Source organism: Aegicerativicinus sediminis (genome assembly GCF_015476115.1).
Lineage (GTDB): Bacteria > Bacteroidota > Bacteroidia > Flavobacteriales > Flavobacteriaceae > Aegicerativicinus > Aegicerativicinus sediminis.
In genome coordinates this window covers 2772223-2789647 of record NZ_CP064295.1, presented here as the reverse complement: position 1 = coordinate 2789647, position 17425 = coordinate 2772223, and the positions used below count along the sequence as shown (strand labels likewise).

Sequence of the window (17425 nt, the reverse complement as noted above, 5' to 3'; positions counted from 1 at the left end):
ATATGAGTCAGGCATCAGAAAAAATAGAAAACATATCTCAAATTGAGGAACTGCAAAAACTAATTAAGCAGCGGGAGGCTGAGTTATCTCTAATTAATAGTGTACAAGAAGCCATTAAAAATAGAATGGATATGCAATCCATTTACGAAATGGTGGGTGAAAAAATTAGAGAATTATTCGATGCACAAGTAGCTGGGATTTCCATGTTTGATTTTGACAAAAATACAGAGGTATTCAAATATGGTTTTGAAAATGGCAAAAGATATAATTTCGAGCCTAGACCGATTTCTGGATTACGGTCATATTTAATTAAAACAAAGAAAACCTTATGGTTAGATAGGAATGTTGAGGAGGCCATTATAACCATTACAGGCAAAAAAGCCCAACCTGTAGAAGGTACAGAGGTCCCAAAGTGTATCCTCTATGTACCTCTCCTTTCAAATGATGCAGTACAGGGGTATGTAACTCTACAAAATACAGAAAAGGAGAATGCTTTTAGTTCAGCAGATATAAACTTATTAAATACTCTGGCAACAAGTCTTAGTCTTGGATTTGAAAATGGCAACCTCTTAAACCAAACTGAACAACGAAATGTAGAGTTATCGGTTATAAACAGCGTGCAACAAGGTTTGGTGGCGGAAATGGACATGCAGGGAATATATGATTTAGTCGGAGAACGTATACGAGAGGTATTTAATGCAGAAGTTACTGCAATTGTAACACTAAATTTAGATAAAGAAAAAGAATATTTTCAATACGCAAATGAAGAAGGCGAACGAATTTATCCCTCTCCAAGAAAATATGACAATGTCCGTCGTAAAATAGTAGATAGCTGTGAGCCCTTATTAATTAATGAAAATGCAGCAGAAGTAATGTCCGAAATCAACGGGCAACCCTTCAAGCCTGTCCCAGGAACCCGGATGGCCAAGTCAGCACTTTATGTTCCCTTAATGGTTGGTTCAAACATTAACGGATATGTTACCCTGCAGAATAACGAAATAGAAAATGCCTTTTCCGAAGATGATGTTCGACTTTTAAAAACCTTAGCCAACAGTATGAGTGTGGCCTTGGAAAATGCACGCCTTTTTAATGAAACTGAACAACGTAACGCCGAATTAGCTGTAATAAATAGTGTCCAGCAAGGCTTAGTAGCTGAAATGGATATCCAAGAAATCTACGATTTAGTAGGTGAAAAAATCCGAATTTTATTTGATTCCCAGGTGACGGCAATAGGAACCTTCGACGTCGAAAAAGAAATAGAAATTTTTAATTACGTTTTTGAGGATGGTAAAAGGTTTTATTTAGAACCTCGTAAATATGATAACCTACGTAGACATCTGATTGAGACACAAAAGTTGATTCATATTAAGGAAAATGCAACAGAGGCCAGAATGAGGTTTGGGGAAAAACGCAATGCGGCACCTGGAACCAAATTACCTCAATCAATGATCTATGTACCATTAATAATTGGGGACAAGGTAAAAGGCTATGTTACCTTACAAAACCTAGAACGGGAATATGCTTTTTCAGACTCTGATGAGCGATTGTTGTCTACCCTCGCAAACAGTATGAGTGTGGCACTTGAAAACGCACGGTTATTTAATGAAACTGAACAGAGAAATGCAGAGTTAGGGGTTATCAATAGCGTTCAACAAGGATTAGTAGCGGAAATGGATATGCAAGGTATCTACGACCTTGTAGGCGATCGAATCCGAAAAGTATTTAATGCCCAAGTAACGGGTATAGTCACATTAAACTTAGATGAGGAGAAAGAGTATTTTCAATATATTCATGAGGAAGGTGAACGTATATATCCTCCCCCTCGACTTTATGATAATGTACGTCGAAAGATTATTAAAGATCGAAAACCACTCCTTATCAATCAGAATGCGGCAGAAATAATGTCGAATTTAAATGGCAAGCCATTTAAAGCGGTCCCTGGTACCAAAATGGCCAAATCTGTGTTGTATGTTCCTTTGCTGATCGGAGAATCTGTAAAGGGTTATGTGTCCCTTCAAAATTTAGATAAGGAAAATGCCTTTTCAGAATCGGATGAGCGCCTATTAACTACCCTTGCAAATAGTATGAGTGTTGCATTGGAGAATGCACGACTCTTTAATGAAACTGAACAACGAAACGCCGAATTAGCCGTAATAAATAGTGTCCAACAGGGTCTGGTGGCTGAAATGGATATGCAGGGTATTTATGATTTGGTGGGTGAACGGATAAGACAGCTTTTTGATGCCCAGGTTACTGCAGTGGCAACATTCAATTACAAAAATAACACAGAGGAATTCCATTACATATTTGAAGATGGGGAACGTTTTAATATGGACCCACGGCCAATTGACAAATTTCGTCAAAGCCTTATTGATTCTAAAGAACTAATCTATCTTAATGAGAATGTTGATGAAATGTGGACCAAGATTACCGGGGAAATCCCTACGGTGGTCCCTGGCACAAAATTCACCAAATCTGCCTTGTATGTACCAATGATTGTTGGTAAGGAAGTCCGAGGATATGTGAGCCTACAAAATGTGGATAAGGAAAATGCATTTTCAGAATCAGATATTCGCTTGTTGGGCACTTTAGCCACTAGTATGACGGTGGCTCTTGAAAATGCTCGATTATTTAATGAATCTGAACAACGAAATGCCGAATTGGCCGTAATCAATTCTGTACAAGAAGGATTGGTTGGGGTAATGGATTTGCAAGGTGTTTATGATTTGGTCGGTAGTCGCTTATGCGATTTATTCGATGCCCAAGCAGTGGCAATAGCTTCTTTAAAACCTGATGAAGGCATAGAAGTTTTCAATTTTGTTTATGAAAATGGTTCCCTCCACAATCCAGAACCACGACCTTACAATGAAATTCGTAAAAATCTCATTGAAGCTAAGGAAGTTATTTGTATAAATACGGATGCTTCAAAATCGGCTAATTTAATCCCTGGTACAAAAGTTCCTAAATCCATGTTGTTTGTACCGCTCATTTTGGGGGACAAGGTTGAAGGCTACATCAGTCTTCAAAACTTGGACAAGGAGAATGCCTTTAGTGAATCGGATATTCGTTTATTATCTACACTTGCTAATAGTATGACGGTGGCATTGGAAAATGCCCATTTATTTAATGAAACTACTCGATTATTGGCAGAAACGGAGCAGCGCGCAAGTGAAATGCAAACGGTTAACAATATTAGCCGCGCCTTAGTTTCACAACTAGAATTAGATACTTTGATTAAACTAGTGGGTGAACAAATGTTGGAAACATTTAAGGCTGACATTGTTTATTTGGCCATTCATGACCTTAAAACCAACATGCTGAATTTCCCTTATTATTATGGAGACAATCCTTCAACCCGTCCCTTTGGAAATGGGATAACGGAAAAAATCATCCTTAGCAAAAAACCCCTTCTAATTAATGAAGATATGGAAAGGGCTTATGAGGAGATTGATGCCGAGAAAAAGGGGAAATCTGTTCAATCATACCTTGGCGTTCCCATTATAATCGGTGATATTGCTATTGGCGTGATTAGCGTTCAAAGTACAGAGCGACAAAATAGATTTACCGAAAACGACCTTAGACTGTTGAATACTATTGCTGCTAATGTAAGTGTGGCCATTCAAAATGCGGAGGCCTACGAAAAATTACAGGCGGCACTAAATGATTTAGAATCCGCCCAAGAACAATTGATACAACAAGAAAAACTTGCAAGCTTAGGGCAGTTAGCAGCTGGAATAGCCCATGAAATAAAAAATCCCCTAAATTTTGTCAACAATTTCTCCGAATTAAATCTAGAACTTATAGATGAAATTTATGAAGAATTAAAACTATTACCAACTGACGACCACACCAAGGAAATTGAAGGTATTCTAGATGATATAACCTCTAATTTAAAGAGAATCCATCAACATGGCTCAAGAGCAGATAGCATAGTAAAATCGATGCTTCAGCATAGCAGGGGCAGTAATGGGGTTCAAGAGAATATTAATTTGAATGATCTTGTAAAGGAGTACGTAAACTTGGCGTTCCATGGCATGCGAGCGGGTAAAAAACCAATCAATGTATCTATAGACTTACAATTGGAGGATGGCCTATCGCCAATTTCCTTGATAAGTGAAGATTTTAGTAGGGTAATATTAAACTTATGCAATAATGCTTTTGATGCCATGCACGAGAAAATAAACAAAGCAAAGCACAACCAAGAAAGTTATCATCCAAAATTAACCGTAAAGACCTATATAAAAGGAAAAAACACTATTTTAGAAGTTACCGATAACGGCTTAGGAATCCCTGAACAATTAAAAGCAAAAATTATGCAGCCCTTCTTTACCACCAAAAAAGGTACGGAAGGAACTGGATTAGGATTGTCTATTACCAACGATATTATTAAGGCACATGGAGGGGGGTTGGAAGTTGAGTCTCAACAAGGAAAAGAATCTTTTACAAAATTTAAAATAAGCTTAATTAATTAAAATTCACCACGAATGAAAGTACTGATCGTAGATGACGAAAGAGATGTAGAAACATTGTTCCGTCAAAAATTTAGAAAGGAAGTTAGAAACCACAATTTGGAACTAACATTCGCATTTTCTGGCCAAGAAGCATTAGATATTTTACAAAAAGAGGATCCGCCTAAGGTGGTCTATGTGTTTTCGGATATCAACATGCCAGGAATGACCGGTCTGGAATTGTTGGATAAAATAAAAGCAAAATTTCCTGGAATAACAGTAAGTATGATTTCCGCTTATGGGGACAGCGAAAACTATAACAAGGCGATACAATCAGGGGCCAAAGAATTTTTCACAAAGCCTATTGATTTTGAGTCTTTGAGAGGTGAAATAAAGCAACTTTTGTAGTTTTATTAAACTCCCTCTAAATCTAGAAATATAGTATTATGGTTAAAATAGGAAGAGTAACTATTGGTTTCTTCGTTTTTATTATGCTGTCTTTATGGTTTGTTTCTTGCAACCGAACCTCTGAAGCTCCGCCCTTTCCTGCTTGGGAAATGGAATACCAACAACCAATAACCAAAAAAATAACTTTTCCTGAACCAGAACCGATAGTTTGGGATTCGACCAAAACTATAAAATTGGGGGAATTACCCACTCAAGCCTTTGATTTGGACAAGTTACCATCCAAACCATTTATAATTGATGGTATCACCAATATTGAAGGACAAATTACAGAAGAACCTTTTGATTTAGACTCTTTACCTTCCATTCCATTTAATTTAGATAGCCTTCCTTCTTCTAAGATTAAAATAGATTTTCAACCTTTAGGAGATCCTGACATTAAAGAAGTTAGACCATTAACAATACCCCAAAATGCATCAAGAGGAGTACAGATGGCTGATATTGCTTTTGCTTTAGATGGAAATCCCAAGGCAATAATCACCGATAATGATGGATTCTTATGGATGGTTTCGACACAAAATATTGCACGTTTTGATTCAAATCATTTTGAAATCTATGGTAAGGATCAAGGATTAGGTTTAAACAATGGGTTTAATCTTTTTCAAGATTCCAAAAATAGACTTTGGGTGACTGGAAGAGGAAGCATATGGATACTTGATTTAAAAAATAAGTTAGTTGGTAAAATTTCCATCGATTTTCCTATTGAAGAAATATTTGGCATAATCGAAGACAGCAACGGTAATATATGGTGTTCTAATATCACTGAAGGATTTTTCATTTTTAACTTGGAGACTGGCCAGGTTAAAACAATAACTGAAAAGGAAGGTTTAATATCTGGTGTCCTTTCACAATATATAAGTCCGTTCCAGGATAGTAAAGGATTAATTTGGTTATCCTCTTTTAATGGGATAGATATCATTGATCCGAATTTAAAAACAAAAAGGACATTAAAATTTGAAAAACCAAAAGACTCTTTAAAGAATACGGTTTTAACTATAAAAGAAGATTCTAGTGGCAAAATTTGGATTGGGGGATTTGGTGGTGCCTACTACCTTGATAAAGAAAAAAAATTAATTGGAGATTTTCCGAACGAGCAAGGATCGGAATCGGCTTTAACTGTGCCGTACATTTTTGAGGATGATAGTAAAAATATATGGCTTTCAAGTGCAGCTGGTTTTCTGAGAAGATACGCACCTGAATACGGGACAGTTGAAAAAATTAAATTAATCGATGCGCAAAATCAAGCTCTTCGACCTATAGAGGAGGATTATCAAGGAAATATATGGGCTACTGTAAAATTTAATAATGGAGGATTATATCGTATTAATTTAAAAGATGGAAGACCTGGAAATTTTAATGATGATGATGGATTGATTAACAAAAGGGTATATAGCACAATCCAGAGAGAGGGTGGTAAAGTTTGGATAGGTACCGTAGAGGGAATAAATATTTATGATCCATTAACAAATTCAATAAAAACCTTTGGTGAAAACCAAAACCTTAAAAATCCTAACACTCCATACTTAGATCCTGACTCTAAAGGTAGAATTTGGGCATCGGGGGGCAATAATGGTGATGGCATATCCATTATAGACCCTGTCAAAAATACCATTCAACATATAACAAAAGAGCAAGGCCTAACCAAAAGATATAGACCAAAGGTCGAAGATTTGAATGGGGATATGTGGATAGGTGGTTTCGATGGAAACGTATTGCATTATGATATGGCAAATAACATAATTAGGGAATTTCAGATTACACAAAATGATAGCTTCTCAGCCATAAATAAATTGAAAGTAGACCTTGATGGTTACATTTGGGGTACTTCTACCAGACAAGGTATATTTAAGATATACCCTAAAAAACAAACGATTCAAATTTTTAAAACCGACCATGGATTATTATCCAATGTAGTCTATTATATCCAATCAACCCGTGATAATAAAATTTGGATTGGATCCAATAATGGCGTACAATTATTGGATCCTATCAATAGTAACATTACAAGTTTTCAAAAGGAACAGGGATTAGTTAATAACGAAACCTATGATATAAACATTTGGAAAAATAAAGTATATATAGGTACTGCTCAAGGCATAACAGTTTTAGAACCCATAATTAGAGAAGGACAAAAAGATACTTTTTTTTCAGCATATTCCATTGGAAAAGAGCAAGGTTTAAAATATCTAGATGTGGCTCTAGGAAGCACCTCATTTGACCAAAATGGACGTTATTGGGCTGGAATAGAAGGTGAAATTCTAACAAATATTGATCAAATTAAAAATGACCTAAATCCAATAAAAACTGAAATTACAGGATTAAATATTTTTGATGAAAAAATTGATTTCAATTCAGGTGATTTCCTCATTTCCAACAGAAAAAGTCAAGTCCGAAATTTAACAAAATCTGATACTATTTCCTCGAAATTGGTTTCCTCAAATACCTCTAAATATCAGGTTGTAAATGAATTAGAATACTCAAATATTTCAGGACCATACAACCTACCAACCGATTTAAAACTACCATTCAATCAAAATTATATTAGCTTTAGTTTTAATGCACTTGATTATTCTAACCCGAATTCTGTTGTTTCCCGTTACATATTGGAAGGCTATGACGAAGATTGGAGTCCAATTACCAAAGAAAGAAGTACCTCAAATTATATAGATTTACCTCCAGGTGATTATACTTTTAAGGTAGCTTCAAAAGGTTTTAACAATGTTTGGAGCGAACCAAAAGAATTTAGTTTCACAATTACACCTGCATGGTGGAAAACTTGGTGGGCTTATTTGTCTTACTTAATAATTCTATTATTAGTCTTTTATGTTATAAGAAACATTTATCGTTCCCAGATGCTGAAAAGAGAAAATAAAGTATTAGAGGAACGTGTAAATCTAAGAACCCAACAATTGGAAAAAAGCATTGAGGATCTAAAAGCCACCCAATCCCAATTGATACAATCTGAAAAAATGGCGAGTCTCGGTGAGTTAACCGCAGGGATTGCACATGAAATACAAAATCCACTCAACTTCGTCAACAATTTTGCCGAAGTGAATACAGAGCTTATTGAAGAATTAAAAGAAGAGCGCAAAAAACCAGACTCCGAAAGAGATCTTCAATTGGAGGATGAACTGTTAAGAGATATCGCTTCAAATGAGGAAAAAATTAAACATCATGGTAAACGTGCCGATGCCATCGTTAAGGGAATGCTACAACATAGTCGCAATAGTAGTTCCGATAAAGAGCTCACTGATATAAATAAGCTTGCTGATGAATATATGCGCTTGTCGTATCATGGATTGCGTGCTAGAGATAAATCGTTTGTAGCGGGTATGCATATGGATTTTGATGAATCTATACCAGAAATTTATGTAGCACCCCAAGATATAGGTCGCGTATTGTTGAATCTAATAAATAATGCCTATTATGCCGTCAACGCCAAGAAGAAGGTAGCACCTGATGGTTATAACCCTTCCGTTACTGTTGCCACAAGAATGGTAAATGACCATATCGAAATTGATGTCATTGATAATGGAAATGGTATTCCACAAGAGGTAATCGATAAGATTTTCCAACCCTTCTTTACCACCAAACCAAGTGGACAAGGAACTGGTTTAGGATTGTCGCTTTCCTATGACATTATAAAGGCCCACGGAGGTACACTGACGGTAAGATCTTCAGATGGAAGCCCAATTGATCTTGGTGCTATTGCGAAAGATGAATTAGGAAATGGCACCATTTTTACAATATCATTACCTATAAATGAATAAACGGATAAAAGTAAATAGCTCTGGATATGCACAAAAACGAAAAAATAACGTGAACTCAGCTATTTTTATATTAAATTTTGAACTTAAATAAACCCAATATATGTCTAAAATACTGGTTGTAGACGACGAACCGGATTTGGAGGTCCTCATTAAGCAGAAATTCAGGAAGCAAATTCGCCAAAAGGAATACGAATTTTATTTTGCCGAAAATGGAAATGAAGCACTGAAGAAGCTAAATGAGCTTCAAGATATTGATATTGTTCTAAGCGATATTAACATGCCAGAGATGGATGGTCTTACCTTACTTACTAAAATAAGCGAGTTTAAACCATTATTAAAATCTGTTATTGTTTCTGCTTATGGGGATATGGAGAATATCCGCACCGCTATGAACAGAGGGGCGTTTGATTTTATAACCAAACCGATAAATTTTGAAGATCTCACGCTAACAGTTGAAAAAACGCTTAAGCATGTCCGCCACATTAAAGAGACATTACAGGCTATAAAGGAAAATAATATTCTAAAAATGTATGTCGATGAAAACGTCCTAAACTTTATGGACAGTAGGGAATACGAATCGGCTATAACAGCAAATGAAACGATTGAAGCCAGCGTCATGTTTGCAGATTTATGTGGTTTCACAAAAATTAGTGAGAATGCTCCAGCAGATGTGGTTGTAGGTATGTTAAATACCTATTTCGATGTTATGGCAAAAGCCATCATTGACCATGGAGGAATCATCGACAAATTTATTGGGGATGCCGTTATGGCCGTCTTTAAAGGTGATTTTCATATCGATCATGCCATTGAAGCCGCTATTGCCGTTCGACGTGAGGTTAGAAAGCTTCCAAAAATCGAAGGTGAAAATGATTTTCAACCTAAAGTTTCCATAGGTATAAAAAGTGGGGAAATGATTTCCGGAAATATTGGATCATCAACCATAAAACGACTAGATTTTACCGTAGTTGGGGATACCGTTAATACAGCTGCTCGTTTGCAAGATGCGGCTGGACCGGACCAAATATTAATTTCTGAAGGTTGTTTCCAAAATGTAAAAGAGGCCTTCAACTGTAGTAAAATTGGAGAAATTACATTAAAAAATAAGGCCAAACCCCTCACAGTCTATGAGGTTTTAGAGTAATAAAACCCAATTGTGAGTCTTGATTTTTTTGGAAGTTTTAATTTCATGTTAATTCCAGTATTGTTCTAGTATTTTATCCCAATATTTTTAACATTTACATCCACACTTAATAATTAATAGCAGTTATGTTTCGAAACCTTTGTTATGTGACAGTTTTATCCCTTTTACTGTCATTACCGATTTATTCCCAGAAAAAAGAATTTACGAAAGAAGATTATCAAAAAGCCGCAGCATACTCTAGCCGCGAACTAAATTCTTTGATATTAAATGGTAGAGTCAACCCAAGCTGGTTAGAAAATGGAAACTTCTGGTATAAAGCTGATACTAGCGGTGGTGAAAAGTTCATCTTAGTTAATAATAAATCAGGGAAAAAATCCACTTATGATAAACTTGAAGATATACCTGGTTACAAGGCCTCTGTATTTCGTCAAGCTTCCAGAACTGAGGTTGTTTCACCCGATGGAAACAAATCGGCCTTTATAAAAGATTGGAATTTGTGGGTGCGTTATTTAGATAGTGGAAAAGAAGTGCAATTAACAAATGATGGTATCGAAAACTATGGTTACGCTACCGATAATGCAGGTTGGAGAAAGAGTGATAAACCCATTTTACTTTGGTCTCCAGATTCCAAAAAAATTGCAACCTATCAACAAGAACAACGACATGTAAGCGACATGTATTTAGTTACTACCAATCCTGGCGCACCTACTCTACAACAATGGAAATATCCTTTACCGCAGGACGAAAAAGTAATACAAATAGAAAGAGTCATCATCGAAGTTGATCAACCAAAGGTGATCCGTTTAGATATGCCTGCGGATCCACGTCGTGGAACTCTTTGCGATGATATAAGCTGTTCTGGTGCCTTTGATGATAACGAATGGAGTGAAGATGCAACTAAATTATATTTCGTATCATCTTCAAGAGATCACAAATCTGCCACAATGAGGGTAGCGGATGCATCTAACGGTGCTGTTCGGGATATTTTTAACGAAACTGTACCTACCCAATACGAATCTGGCCAAGGTTCTATCAACTGGACTTACCTAGATAAAAGCGATGAAATTATCTGGTTTTCTGAAAGAGACGATTGGGGGCATTTGTATATGTACGATGCCAAAAATGGGAACCTGAAGCATCAAATCACCAAAGGATCTTTTGCTTTGATGGAGATTTCATTTATAGATGAAACCAACAATAAAATTTATGCTTTGGTAAATGGATTTAATCCAAATGAAAATCCCTATTATTCCCATTTAATAAGTGTTGATTTCAATGGAAAAAACTTAAAAGACTTAACACCTGAGGTAGGAAATCACTCCATCTCTTGGTCTGCTAACCATGATTTTTTTGTTGATAATTATTCCACGCCAGTTACTCCCAATAAGGCCGTATTAAAAAATGCCAAGGGTAAGATTATTCAACCACTTGAACAAGCCGACATTTCAAAATTAAAAGAGGGAAATTGGAAAGCCCCTGAAATGATAACTGTAAAATCTGCAATTGGCAACTGGGACCTTTATGGGTTAATGTTTACACCTTCTACACTAGATCCGAATAAGAAATATCCTATAGTAAATTACGTTTATCCTGGTCCACAGGGTGGAAGTATGGGTTCCTGGTCTTTTTCTGCCGTAAGAAGGGATCATCAAGCCTTGGCAGAATTAGGTTTTATAGTCGTTGTATTAGAAGGTAGCTGTAATCCCGGACGCTCAAAATCGTTCCATGATTCTTGTTATGGTAGTTTGGCCGAAAACACACTACCCGATCAAATTAGCGGTATTAAACAACTGGCTCAAACACGTTCGTATATGGACTTAGATAGAGTTGGTATTTGGGGGCATTCAGGTGGTGGTTCAGCAACTGTTGCTGCACTATTTAAACATCCTGATTTTTACAAGGTCGGAGTGGCGCAATCTGGCAACCATGACAACAGAAATTATGAGGACGATTGGGGTGAGCGCTATATAGGCCTAATGGAAACAAATGATGATGGCACCTCTAATTATGGTGTGGAGGCTAACGCAGAATTTGCTTCAAATTTAAAAGGTCATTTATTATTGGCACATGGTGCCATGGATGACAACGTTCCACCTTATCATACGTTATTAGTTGTTGATGCCTTAGTGAAAGCAAATAAAGATTTCGATTTAATAATTTATCCACATGCTCGCCATGGGTATGGAAAAGACAATAGCTATATGCAAGGGCGTAGGTGGAATTATTTCGTTAAACACCTCTTAAATGCAGAAACACCAAAAGATTTCGTTGTCAAAAACTAAATAGTGATTTATTATACCTAAAAGGCTTTGGTTTCCCAAAGCCTTTTGTTTTTTGATTAGACTTCATTTTAAATTTTATATTAACTTTAAAGCTATCCACCCTATATGTGGATAGCTAACCAATGAACAATACCTTTCGTCGTTTCAGACGCCCTTTTCTGGCTAATGGTAAATTCGGAAAATACATGGTCTATGCGATTGGCGAAATTATCTTGGTAGTTATAGGAATCCTTATTGCTCTGCAAATTAATAATTGGAATGAAGCGCGTAAATTAAAGGTTGCAGAAAAAGAATTTTATGATGGAGTTAAAAATGATCTTACCCAAGATAAGGCCTACATTAAAACCGTATTAGCCTTAGCCCAAAAGAAAGATACAGTGTACAACATTATCAGTAATAACTTAAATAACTGGTACAACGAAAATCGAGCAGAGTTAGATTCACTTCTTACTATTTATTTTTCTTCCCAAAGGACCTTTTATCCTATCTCAGGTTCATTTGAAGCAGCAGTTTCCAGCAATGAAATTAATCGGTTTCAAAATAAGGAATTACGACAGGCGGTTACCAAATTGTATAATTCTACCTATGCCCGTTTGATGGACAATGCGGAAGATACTGACAATCGCTGGTTTTCAGTGGTTAAAAAATACAGTAGAATTCGAAGAACCGGTCATATCGGTGAAATGAATGAATTTCAAAGGGAAGAATTTTTAGACGACATATTTTACCATATGTATGGGCTGGATCATTATTCAAACAATCTAAAAAAAGCCATTGTTGCTATAGATTCATTGATAATTGCCCAATCAAAATTCTTGGCAAATTAATTTATGAGAACTTTACGTAACCTCAGGAAATCTATGTTAAACAATGAAAATGCCCGTCGCTATATGGTCTATGCCATAGGCGAAATTATTCTGGTAGTAATTGGTATATTATTGGCATTACAATTTAATAACTGGGCGGTGGAGGTAAAAAATCAAAAGGAAGAACAATTCTACCTCACCAAACTGCAACACAATCTGGCGCAAGATACTTTGTATCTAAGAAATAGGTTGAATACCCTCCAATTTACTGACAAAGTCTTAGATACAGTTAAAGCTGAAATATTTAATAGAGATTTGGATAGTTTCAGCAACCCTTCAACTGGATTAGCGATGGTTGGTGTCTACAAGTTTTCACCACAAACTTCAACTTTTGATAACCTTTTGTCTACTGGTAAATTGGAATTAATTAGGAATCAATCGTTAGTAGATTCCATTTTCACCTATTATAACGATTTAAAAAACTTCACCCTACAACGGAACGAATCCCTAGAAACTTACACCAGAGAAACAATAGGACCATACCTTTTAAAACAACCAGGAGGAATCTTTAGCATGAAAAAAATTCCGGATTCCTATCGATCAGATCCTTTCTTTATCAATGCGCTAGAATTCAGAAAAATATCTATTAGCGCATTGACAGACGATTACAAAGATGTTTTAAGCCGCTCCATCAATTTGATATCCTTAATTTCAAATGAATTAAAGAACTGATGCCAACAATTTTTCGAAAAATGCGAATTAAATTTTTAGGTAATAATAAAGCTAAATCCTATGCATTATATGCGATAGGTGAAATCATTTTAGTAGTAATAGGCATTTTATTAGCCTTACAAATCAACAACTGGCAGGAAAATAAAAAACTAAAAGAAGATGAAAACTATATCCTAAACGAAATTTTGGACAATTTACGACAAGATGAGATTCAAATAAAAGGGATTCTAGAAAGACGAATTAAGGCTCAGAAATCAATCGATCGGATTTTAAAAGATGTACCGCACCATATCAATAGAGATAGCTTTGAGGTGGATATGGGAAGAGTTATTACACTCGAACGATTTTACCCCATAAAAACGGCTTACGAAGTGTCTAAAGCTAAGGGCTTACAGATATCGAACAGGAGATTAAGAAGTGAAATTGCACAATATTACGAGTTTGAAATAAATCGGAGTAATAGTAGCATTAGGGATATAGAGAATGCGTTTGTCAATGACCTTCAAATTTTGGTAGATGCAAACTTTGATAATATAGATTACGGTAATCGAATTTATTTTTTAAACTTAGACGACCCTGCTTATCTAGAACTGGTTAAGAGAACCATAGTAAAATATAGAGCAAATCATTATTTAAGTCTAGAAAAGATAAAATCGTTTTACGGGGTTAACCACACATTGCAGCAGGCAATTAAAAAAGAATTGGACAGCTAGGATTAATTACAATCTAGGGTAGTTCTCATTTATTTAATTTTCAATATATTGATGAAACTTTCATTTAAATAAGTTTATAGCAAATGGATACCGAAACCATAATTTATGTAGTTGCCGCAGCCCTCGTATTGAGGGTTATTATTAAGGTAATTTTTAAATATCGCAAAGAAATGAAGAATAACACCAGTAGCGATTCAATTTAAGTGCCAAGTAAAACCGTTTGAAATGAACTAAAAACATACCTCTGCCATGAAAAAAATGCAACTAATTACCTCCCTCCTATTAATAGCATTTTTATTTACTGGATTTATTATAAGGTATAAATCAACCGTACCAAAAGTTTTCACGGAGGCAAATTTGGAAAGCCATATGTTGCCACTTGCGGATGCTTCAGTAAAAATTTCCCATGTTCCCGATTCTCAATACTACAAATTAAAGGAAACCAAGATTTACAAAACATATCCATTGTATTTACCCGGGCGAGAGCCAGAGGGGTATTATGAACAATTAAAAGGGTTAAATCCAGAAATAGCTTTTGACCAAAATCAATTAAAAACAGAGCAAGATTGGATAAAAGCTGGAGAACTAGTTTATGAATGGGGCCTTGACGTGGATCCTTTTGATTCTTTACAGTTGCAAGATTATCAGCACGATTTTGAAAAATTTAATATGCCGGTAACCAAAGATGGTATTGTGCCATTTTTTAAAGTGGTGATTCGCGAAAAAGGTAAGCTAGAGATTACAGGTAGGTCTTGTAATACATGTCATACCAAAGTAATGCCAGATGGAGGCATTTTAAAAGGAGGCCAAGGAAATTATCCATTTGATCAGAGTTTTGGGAACTCAATACGAAGTGCCCTTATTAACCCCAGTGTTCCTGATACCATGAAAACTCATATTGGCCAAAGATTCTCAGGAAATTTGTTTGGTGCTTATTGGATGGAATCTCCAGCCCAACAGAGGATGCGGATCATTTCTAATGATGATTTTATTGCCACATTAGAAAATACTTATGGCGGAGTAATGCACAGACACGGCACAGTTTTAGGCAGTCCTACCAGCATCCCAGATTTATATAATTTGAAAGAGAGAAAATATTTAGACCATACGGGTTTAGTGCAGAATAAAGGCCTTGTCGACATTATGTTATATGCCACTCTCAATGAAGAAGCTGACCGTATGGATAAATATAACGGCACTACTGTAATTAGGCGATGGCCGAGTGAAGATAAAAGTATCTATCAAAGATTTAGTAGATTTTCAGATGCACAATTATATGCCTTGGCACAATTTCTTACTAGTTTGGAAGCTCCTAAATCTCCAGAAAAATTTTCTGAAGATGAGCTTAAACAAGGCGAACGACTATTTGCAGAACAAGGTTGCGTAAGTTGCCATACCCCTCCGCTATATACGAATAACGCGCTTACTCCAGTGGACGGATTTGAAGTACCAAAAGAGCATAAAGCAAAATATAATGTTTTTGATATTTCGGTCGGTACCGACCCAACCCTAGCCTTGGAAAGTAGACGGGGAACTGGTTACTACAAAATACCAAGTTTAATTGGGGTGTGGAATCGGCAAGCTCTTCTACATAACGGAAGTATAAGGTCATTGGAGGAACTTTTAAATGCGGCCAGATTAAAAGATGATTACCAACCAAAGGGATTTTTTCCTGCTTGGAAAAAGGTTGGTCCTGTTTTGGGGCATCCATTCGGATTAGATTTGGCCGAAAATGACAAAAAGGCACTCATTTCATATCTTAAGTCCTTATGAAAAAGCTCGTAGTTCTTATAGGTCTAATTTCATACGTTCAAATAGTTGCCCAAACCGATGCTAGCAGTATAAAGGTTGATTTCCAAATAAAGAATGCTGGGATAATGGTAGATGGCCATTTTGATAGCATACAAGCACAACTATATCTAAAAAAAAACCAATGGGAATCTGCATCACTTTCAGGAAAAGTGTATGCAAAAACCATAAAAACAGGGATTGCCTTAAGAGATAAACACTTAATCAACGATGATTATTTTGATACACAGGCTTATCCCCTGATTACTTTAAATTCTATATCCCTAAAAGAGACTAAGAAAGGTAAATTGACCGGGAAATTTAATTTAAGGATAAGGGAAACAACCCAGTTAGTAGAAATACCGATAACATATACCCAAAATGGAAAATCAATTTTAGTTAAGGGACAATTTTCAATAAATCGCCAAGAATTTGGGGTTGGCGGTGATAGCTTTGTCTTGGCCGATGATGTACTCATACTATTTGAAGCAACCTTCCCTAAATGATTCCCTTTTTCAGAAAACTTAGACATTCGATGATTAGCAACAACAAAATCACCAAATACCTTATTTATGCCATAGGAGAATTATTTTTGGTGGTTTTGGGGATATTGATTGCTTTGCAGATCAACAAATGGAACGATAATAGGGTTTCAAAAAAAGAGGCTCAAAAACTGTATGTAAATTTAAAAAGGGATCTACAGGATGATATTGAACAGTTAGACTTCAATATTGTCCAAACCCAAGAACGAAATGTTCGGATAGATAGCATCATTAGCATATTGGCATCTCCAGACGATAGCAAACTTCCACAATTTATGCGTTACCAAATAGGCTTGATTTATGATAATTATTTCAGTACTTCTAGATCAACTTTTGATGAAGCAGTCGCATCTGGAAAAATCAATCTGATTGCAGTTGATAGTATTAGAAAAAAGCTGTTTCAATATTATGCTTTGAATTCGAATAACAGAAATAATGATAATTCAAATTTTTACGTCACGAATCAGTTGATTTTACCCATCATTACGAAAGAAATATTTGCAACTCAGCAGGGAATCCAAGTTATGTTCCAAAAGTCGTTTGACCTACCTCCGATAGACCTAAATGAATTGGCAAAAAACCAATCATACTTTCAGGCTTTAATCTATGCCAAATCTGATGGAATGCAGATTGAAGAATGGATTATGTATAAAAAAATGTCCCAAGGCTTAATTAATTCTATCGATAAGCTTGCGGATAGAAATGAGTGATATTTTATAAGCAAAAAAATTGGTTGTG

Annotated in this window: 11 protein-coding genes; all 11 read left to right on the top strand. The window is 35.8% G+C overall.

Translation table 11 applies throughout. The annotated features are described in order from the left end of the window. Positions 1–2 precede the first annotated feature (2 nt). The 11 genes from ISU00_RS12080 (at position 3) to ISU00_RS12030 (ending at position 17397) form a co-directional block, all read left to right on the top strand. Positions 3–4472 carry a GAF domain-containing protein gene (locus ISU00_RS12080; RefSeq protein ID WP_228850919.1) on the top strand — a complete coding sequence of 1490 codons (4470 nt, stop codon included), beginning with the start codon at positions 3–5 and terminating at the stop codon, positions 4470–4472. 12 nt (positions 4473–4484) lie between these two features. Continuing rightward, entirely contained in the window at positions 4485–4856 is a 372-nt protein-coding gene (locus ISU00_RS12075; protein ID WP_228850918.1) for a response regulator, read from the top strand. Between the two features lie 38 nt (positions 4857–4894). Beyond that, entirely contained in the window at positions 4895–8683 is a 3789-nt protein-coding gene (locus ISU00_RS12070; RefSeq protein WP_228850917.1) for an ATP-binding protein, read from the top strand. A 100-nt stretch (positions 8684–8783) separates the two neighbouring features. Then, positions 8784–9824 carry a response regulator gene (locus ISU00_RS12065; RefSeq protein WP_228850916.1) on the top strand — a complete coding sequence of 347 codons (1041 nt, stop codon included), beginning with the start codon at positions 8784–8786 and terminating at the stop codon, positions 9822–9824. A 146-nt stretch (positions 9825–9970) separates the two neighbouring features. Next, positions 9971–12106 carry a S9 family peptidase gene (locus ISU00_RS12060; RefSeq protein ID WP_228850915.1) on the top strand — a complete coding sequence of 712 codons (2136 nt, stop codon included), beginning with the start codon at positions 9971–9973 and terminating at the stop codon, positions 12104–12106. Between the two features lie 122 nt (positions 12107–12228). Next, on the top strand, positions 12229–12933 hold the full coding sequence (locus ISU00_RS12055) for a DUF6090 family protein (RefSeq protein WP_228850914.1): 705 nt from the start codon (positions 12229–12231) through the stop codon (positions 12931–12933). 3 nt (positions 12934–12936) lie between these two features. Next, a complete protein-coding gene (locus ISU00_RS12050) occupies positions 12937–13644 on the top strand; it encodes a DUF6090 family protein (protein ID WP_228850913.1) in 708 nt (235 codons plus the stop codon). Next, complete coding sequence (locus ISU00_RS12045; RefSeq protein WP_228850912.1) at positions 13644–14357, top strand: DUF6090 family protein; 714 nt, start codon at positions 13644–13646, stop codon at positions 14355–14357. The genes ISU00_RS12050 and ISU00_RS12045 overlap by 1 nt, the downstream gene beginning before the upstream one ends. Before the next feature lie 249 nt (positions 14358–14606). Next, positions 14607–16130 carry a hypothetical protein gene (locus ISU00_RS12040; RefSeq protein ID WP_228850911.1) on the top strand — a complete coding sequence of 508 codons (1524 nt, stop codon included), beginning with the start codon at positions 14607–14609 and terminating at the stop codon, positions 16128–16130. Continuing rightward, entirely contained in the window at positions 16127–16651 is a 525-nt protein-coding gene (locus tag ISU00_RS12035) for a YceI family protein (RefSeq protein ID WP_228850910.1), read from the top strand. The genes ISU00_RS12040 and ISU00_RS12035 overlap by 4 nt, the downstream gene beginning before the upstream one ends. A gap of 29 nt (positions 16652–16680) precedes the next feature. Continuing rightward, positions 16681–17397, top strand: a complete 717-nt coding sequence (locus ISU00_RS12030) for a DUF6090 family protein (RefSeq protein WP_228850909.1) — start codon at positions 16681–16683, stop codon at positions 17395–17397. Positions 17398–17425 lie beyond the last annotated feature (28 nt).

Excerpts from the sequence above, each read along its gene's own strand:
- ISU00_RS12080 (WP_228850919.1), top strand. The coding sequence starts at position 3 with ATGAGTCAGGCATCAGAAAAAATAGAAAACATATCTCAAATTGAGGAA.
- ISU00_RS12075 (WP_228850918.1), top strand. The coding sequence starts at position 4,485 with ATGAAAGTACTGATCGTAGATGACGAAAGAGATGTAGAAACATTGTTC.
- ISU00_RS12070 (WP_228850917.1), top strand. The coding sequence starts at position 4,895 with ATGGTTAAAATAGGAAGAGTAACTATTGGTTTCTTCGTTTTTATTATG.
- ISU00_RS12065 (WP_228850916.1), top strand. The coding sequence starts at position 8,784 with ATGTCTAAAATACTGGTTGTAGACGACGAACCGGATTTGGAGGTCCTC.
- ISU00_RS12055 (WP_228850914.1), top strand. The coding sequence starts at position 12,229 with ATGAACAATACCTTTCGTCGTTTCAGACGCCCTTTTCTGGCTAATGGT.
- ISU00_RS12050 (WP_228850913.1), top strand. The coding sequence starts at position 12,937 with ATGAGAACTTTACGTAACCTCAGGAAATCTATGTTAAACAATGAAAAT.
- ISU00_RS12045 (WP_228850912.1), top strand. The coding sequence starts at position 13,644 with ATGCCAACAATTTTTCGAAAAATGCGAATTAAATTTTTAGGTAATAAT.
- ISU00_RS12040 (WP_228850911.1), top strand. The coding sequence starts at position 14,607 with ATGAAAAAAATGCAACTAATTACCTCCCTCCTATTAATAGCATTTTTA.
- ISU00_RS12035 (WP_228850910.1), top strand. The coding sequence starts at position 16,127 with ATGAAAAAGCTCGTAGTTCTTATAGGTCTAATTTCATACGTTCAAATA.
- ISU00_RS12030 (WP_228850909.1), top strand. The coding sequence starts at position 16,681 with ATGATTAGCAACAACAAAATCACCAAATACCTTATTTATGCCATAGGA.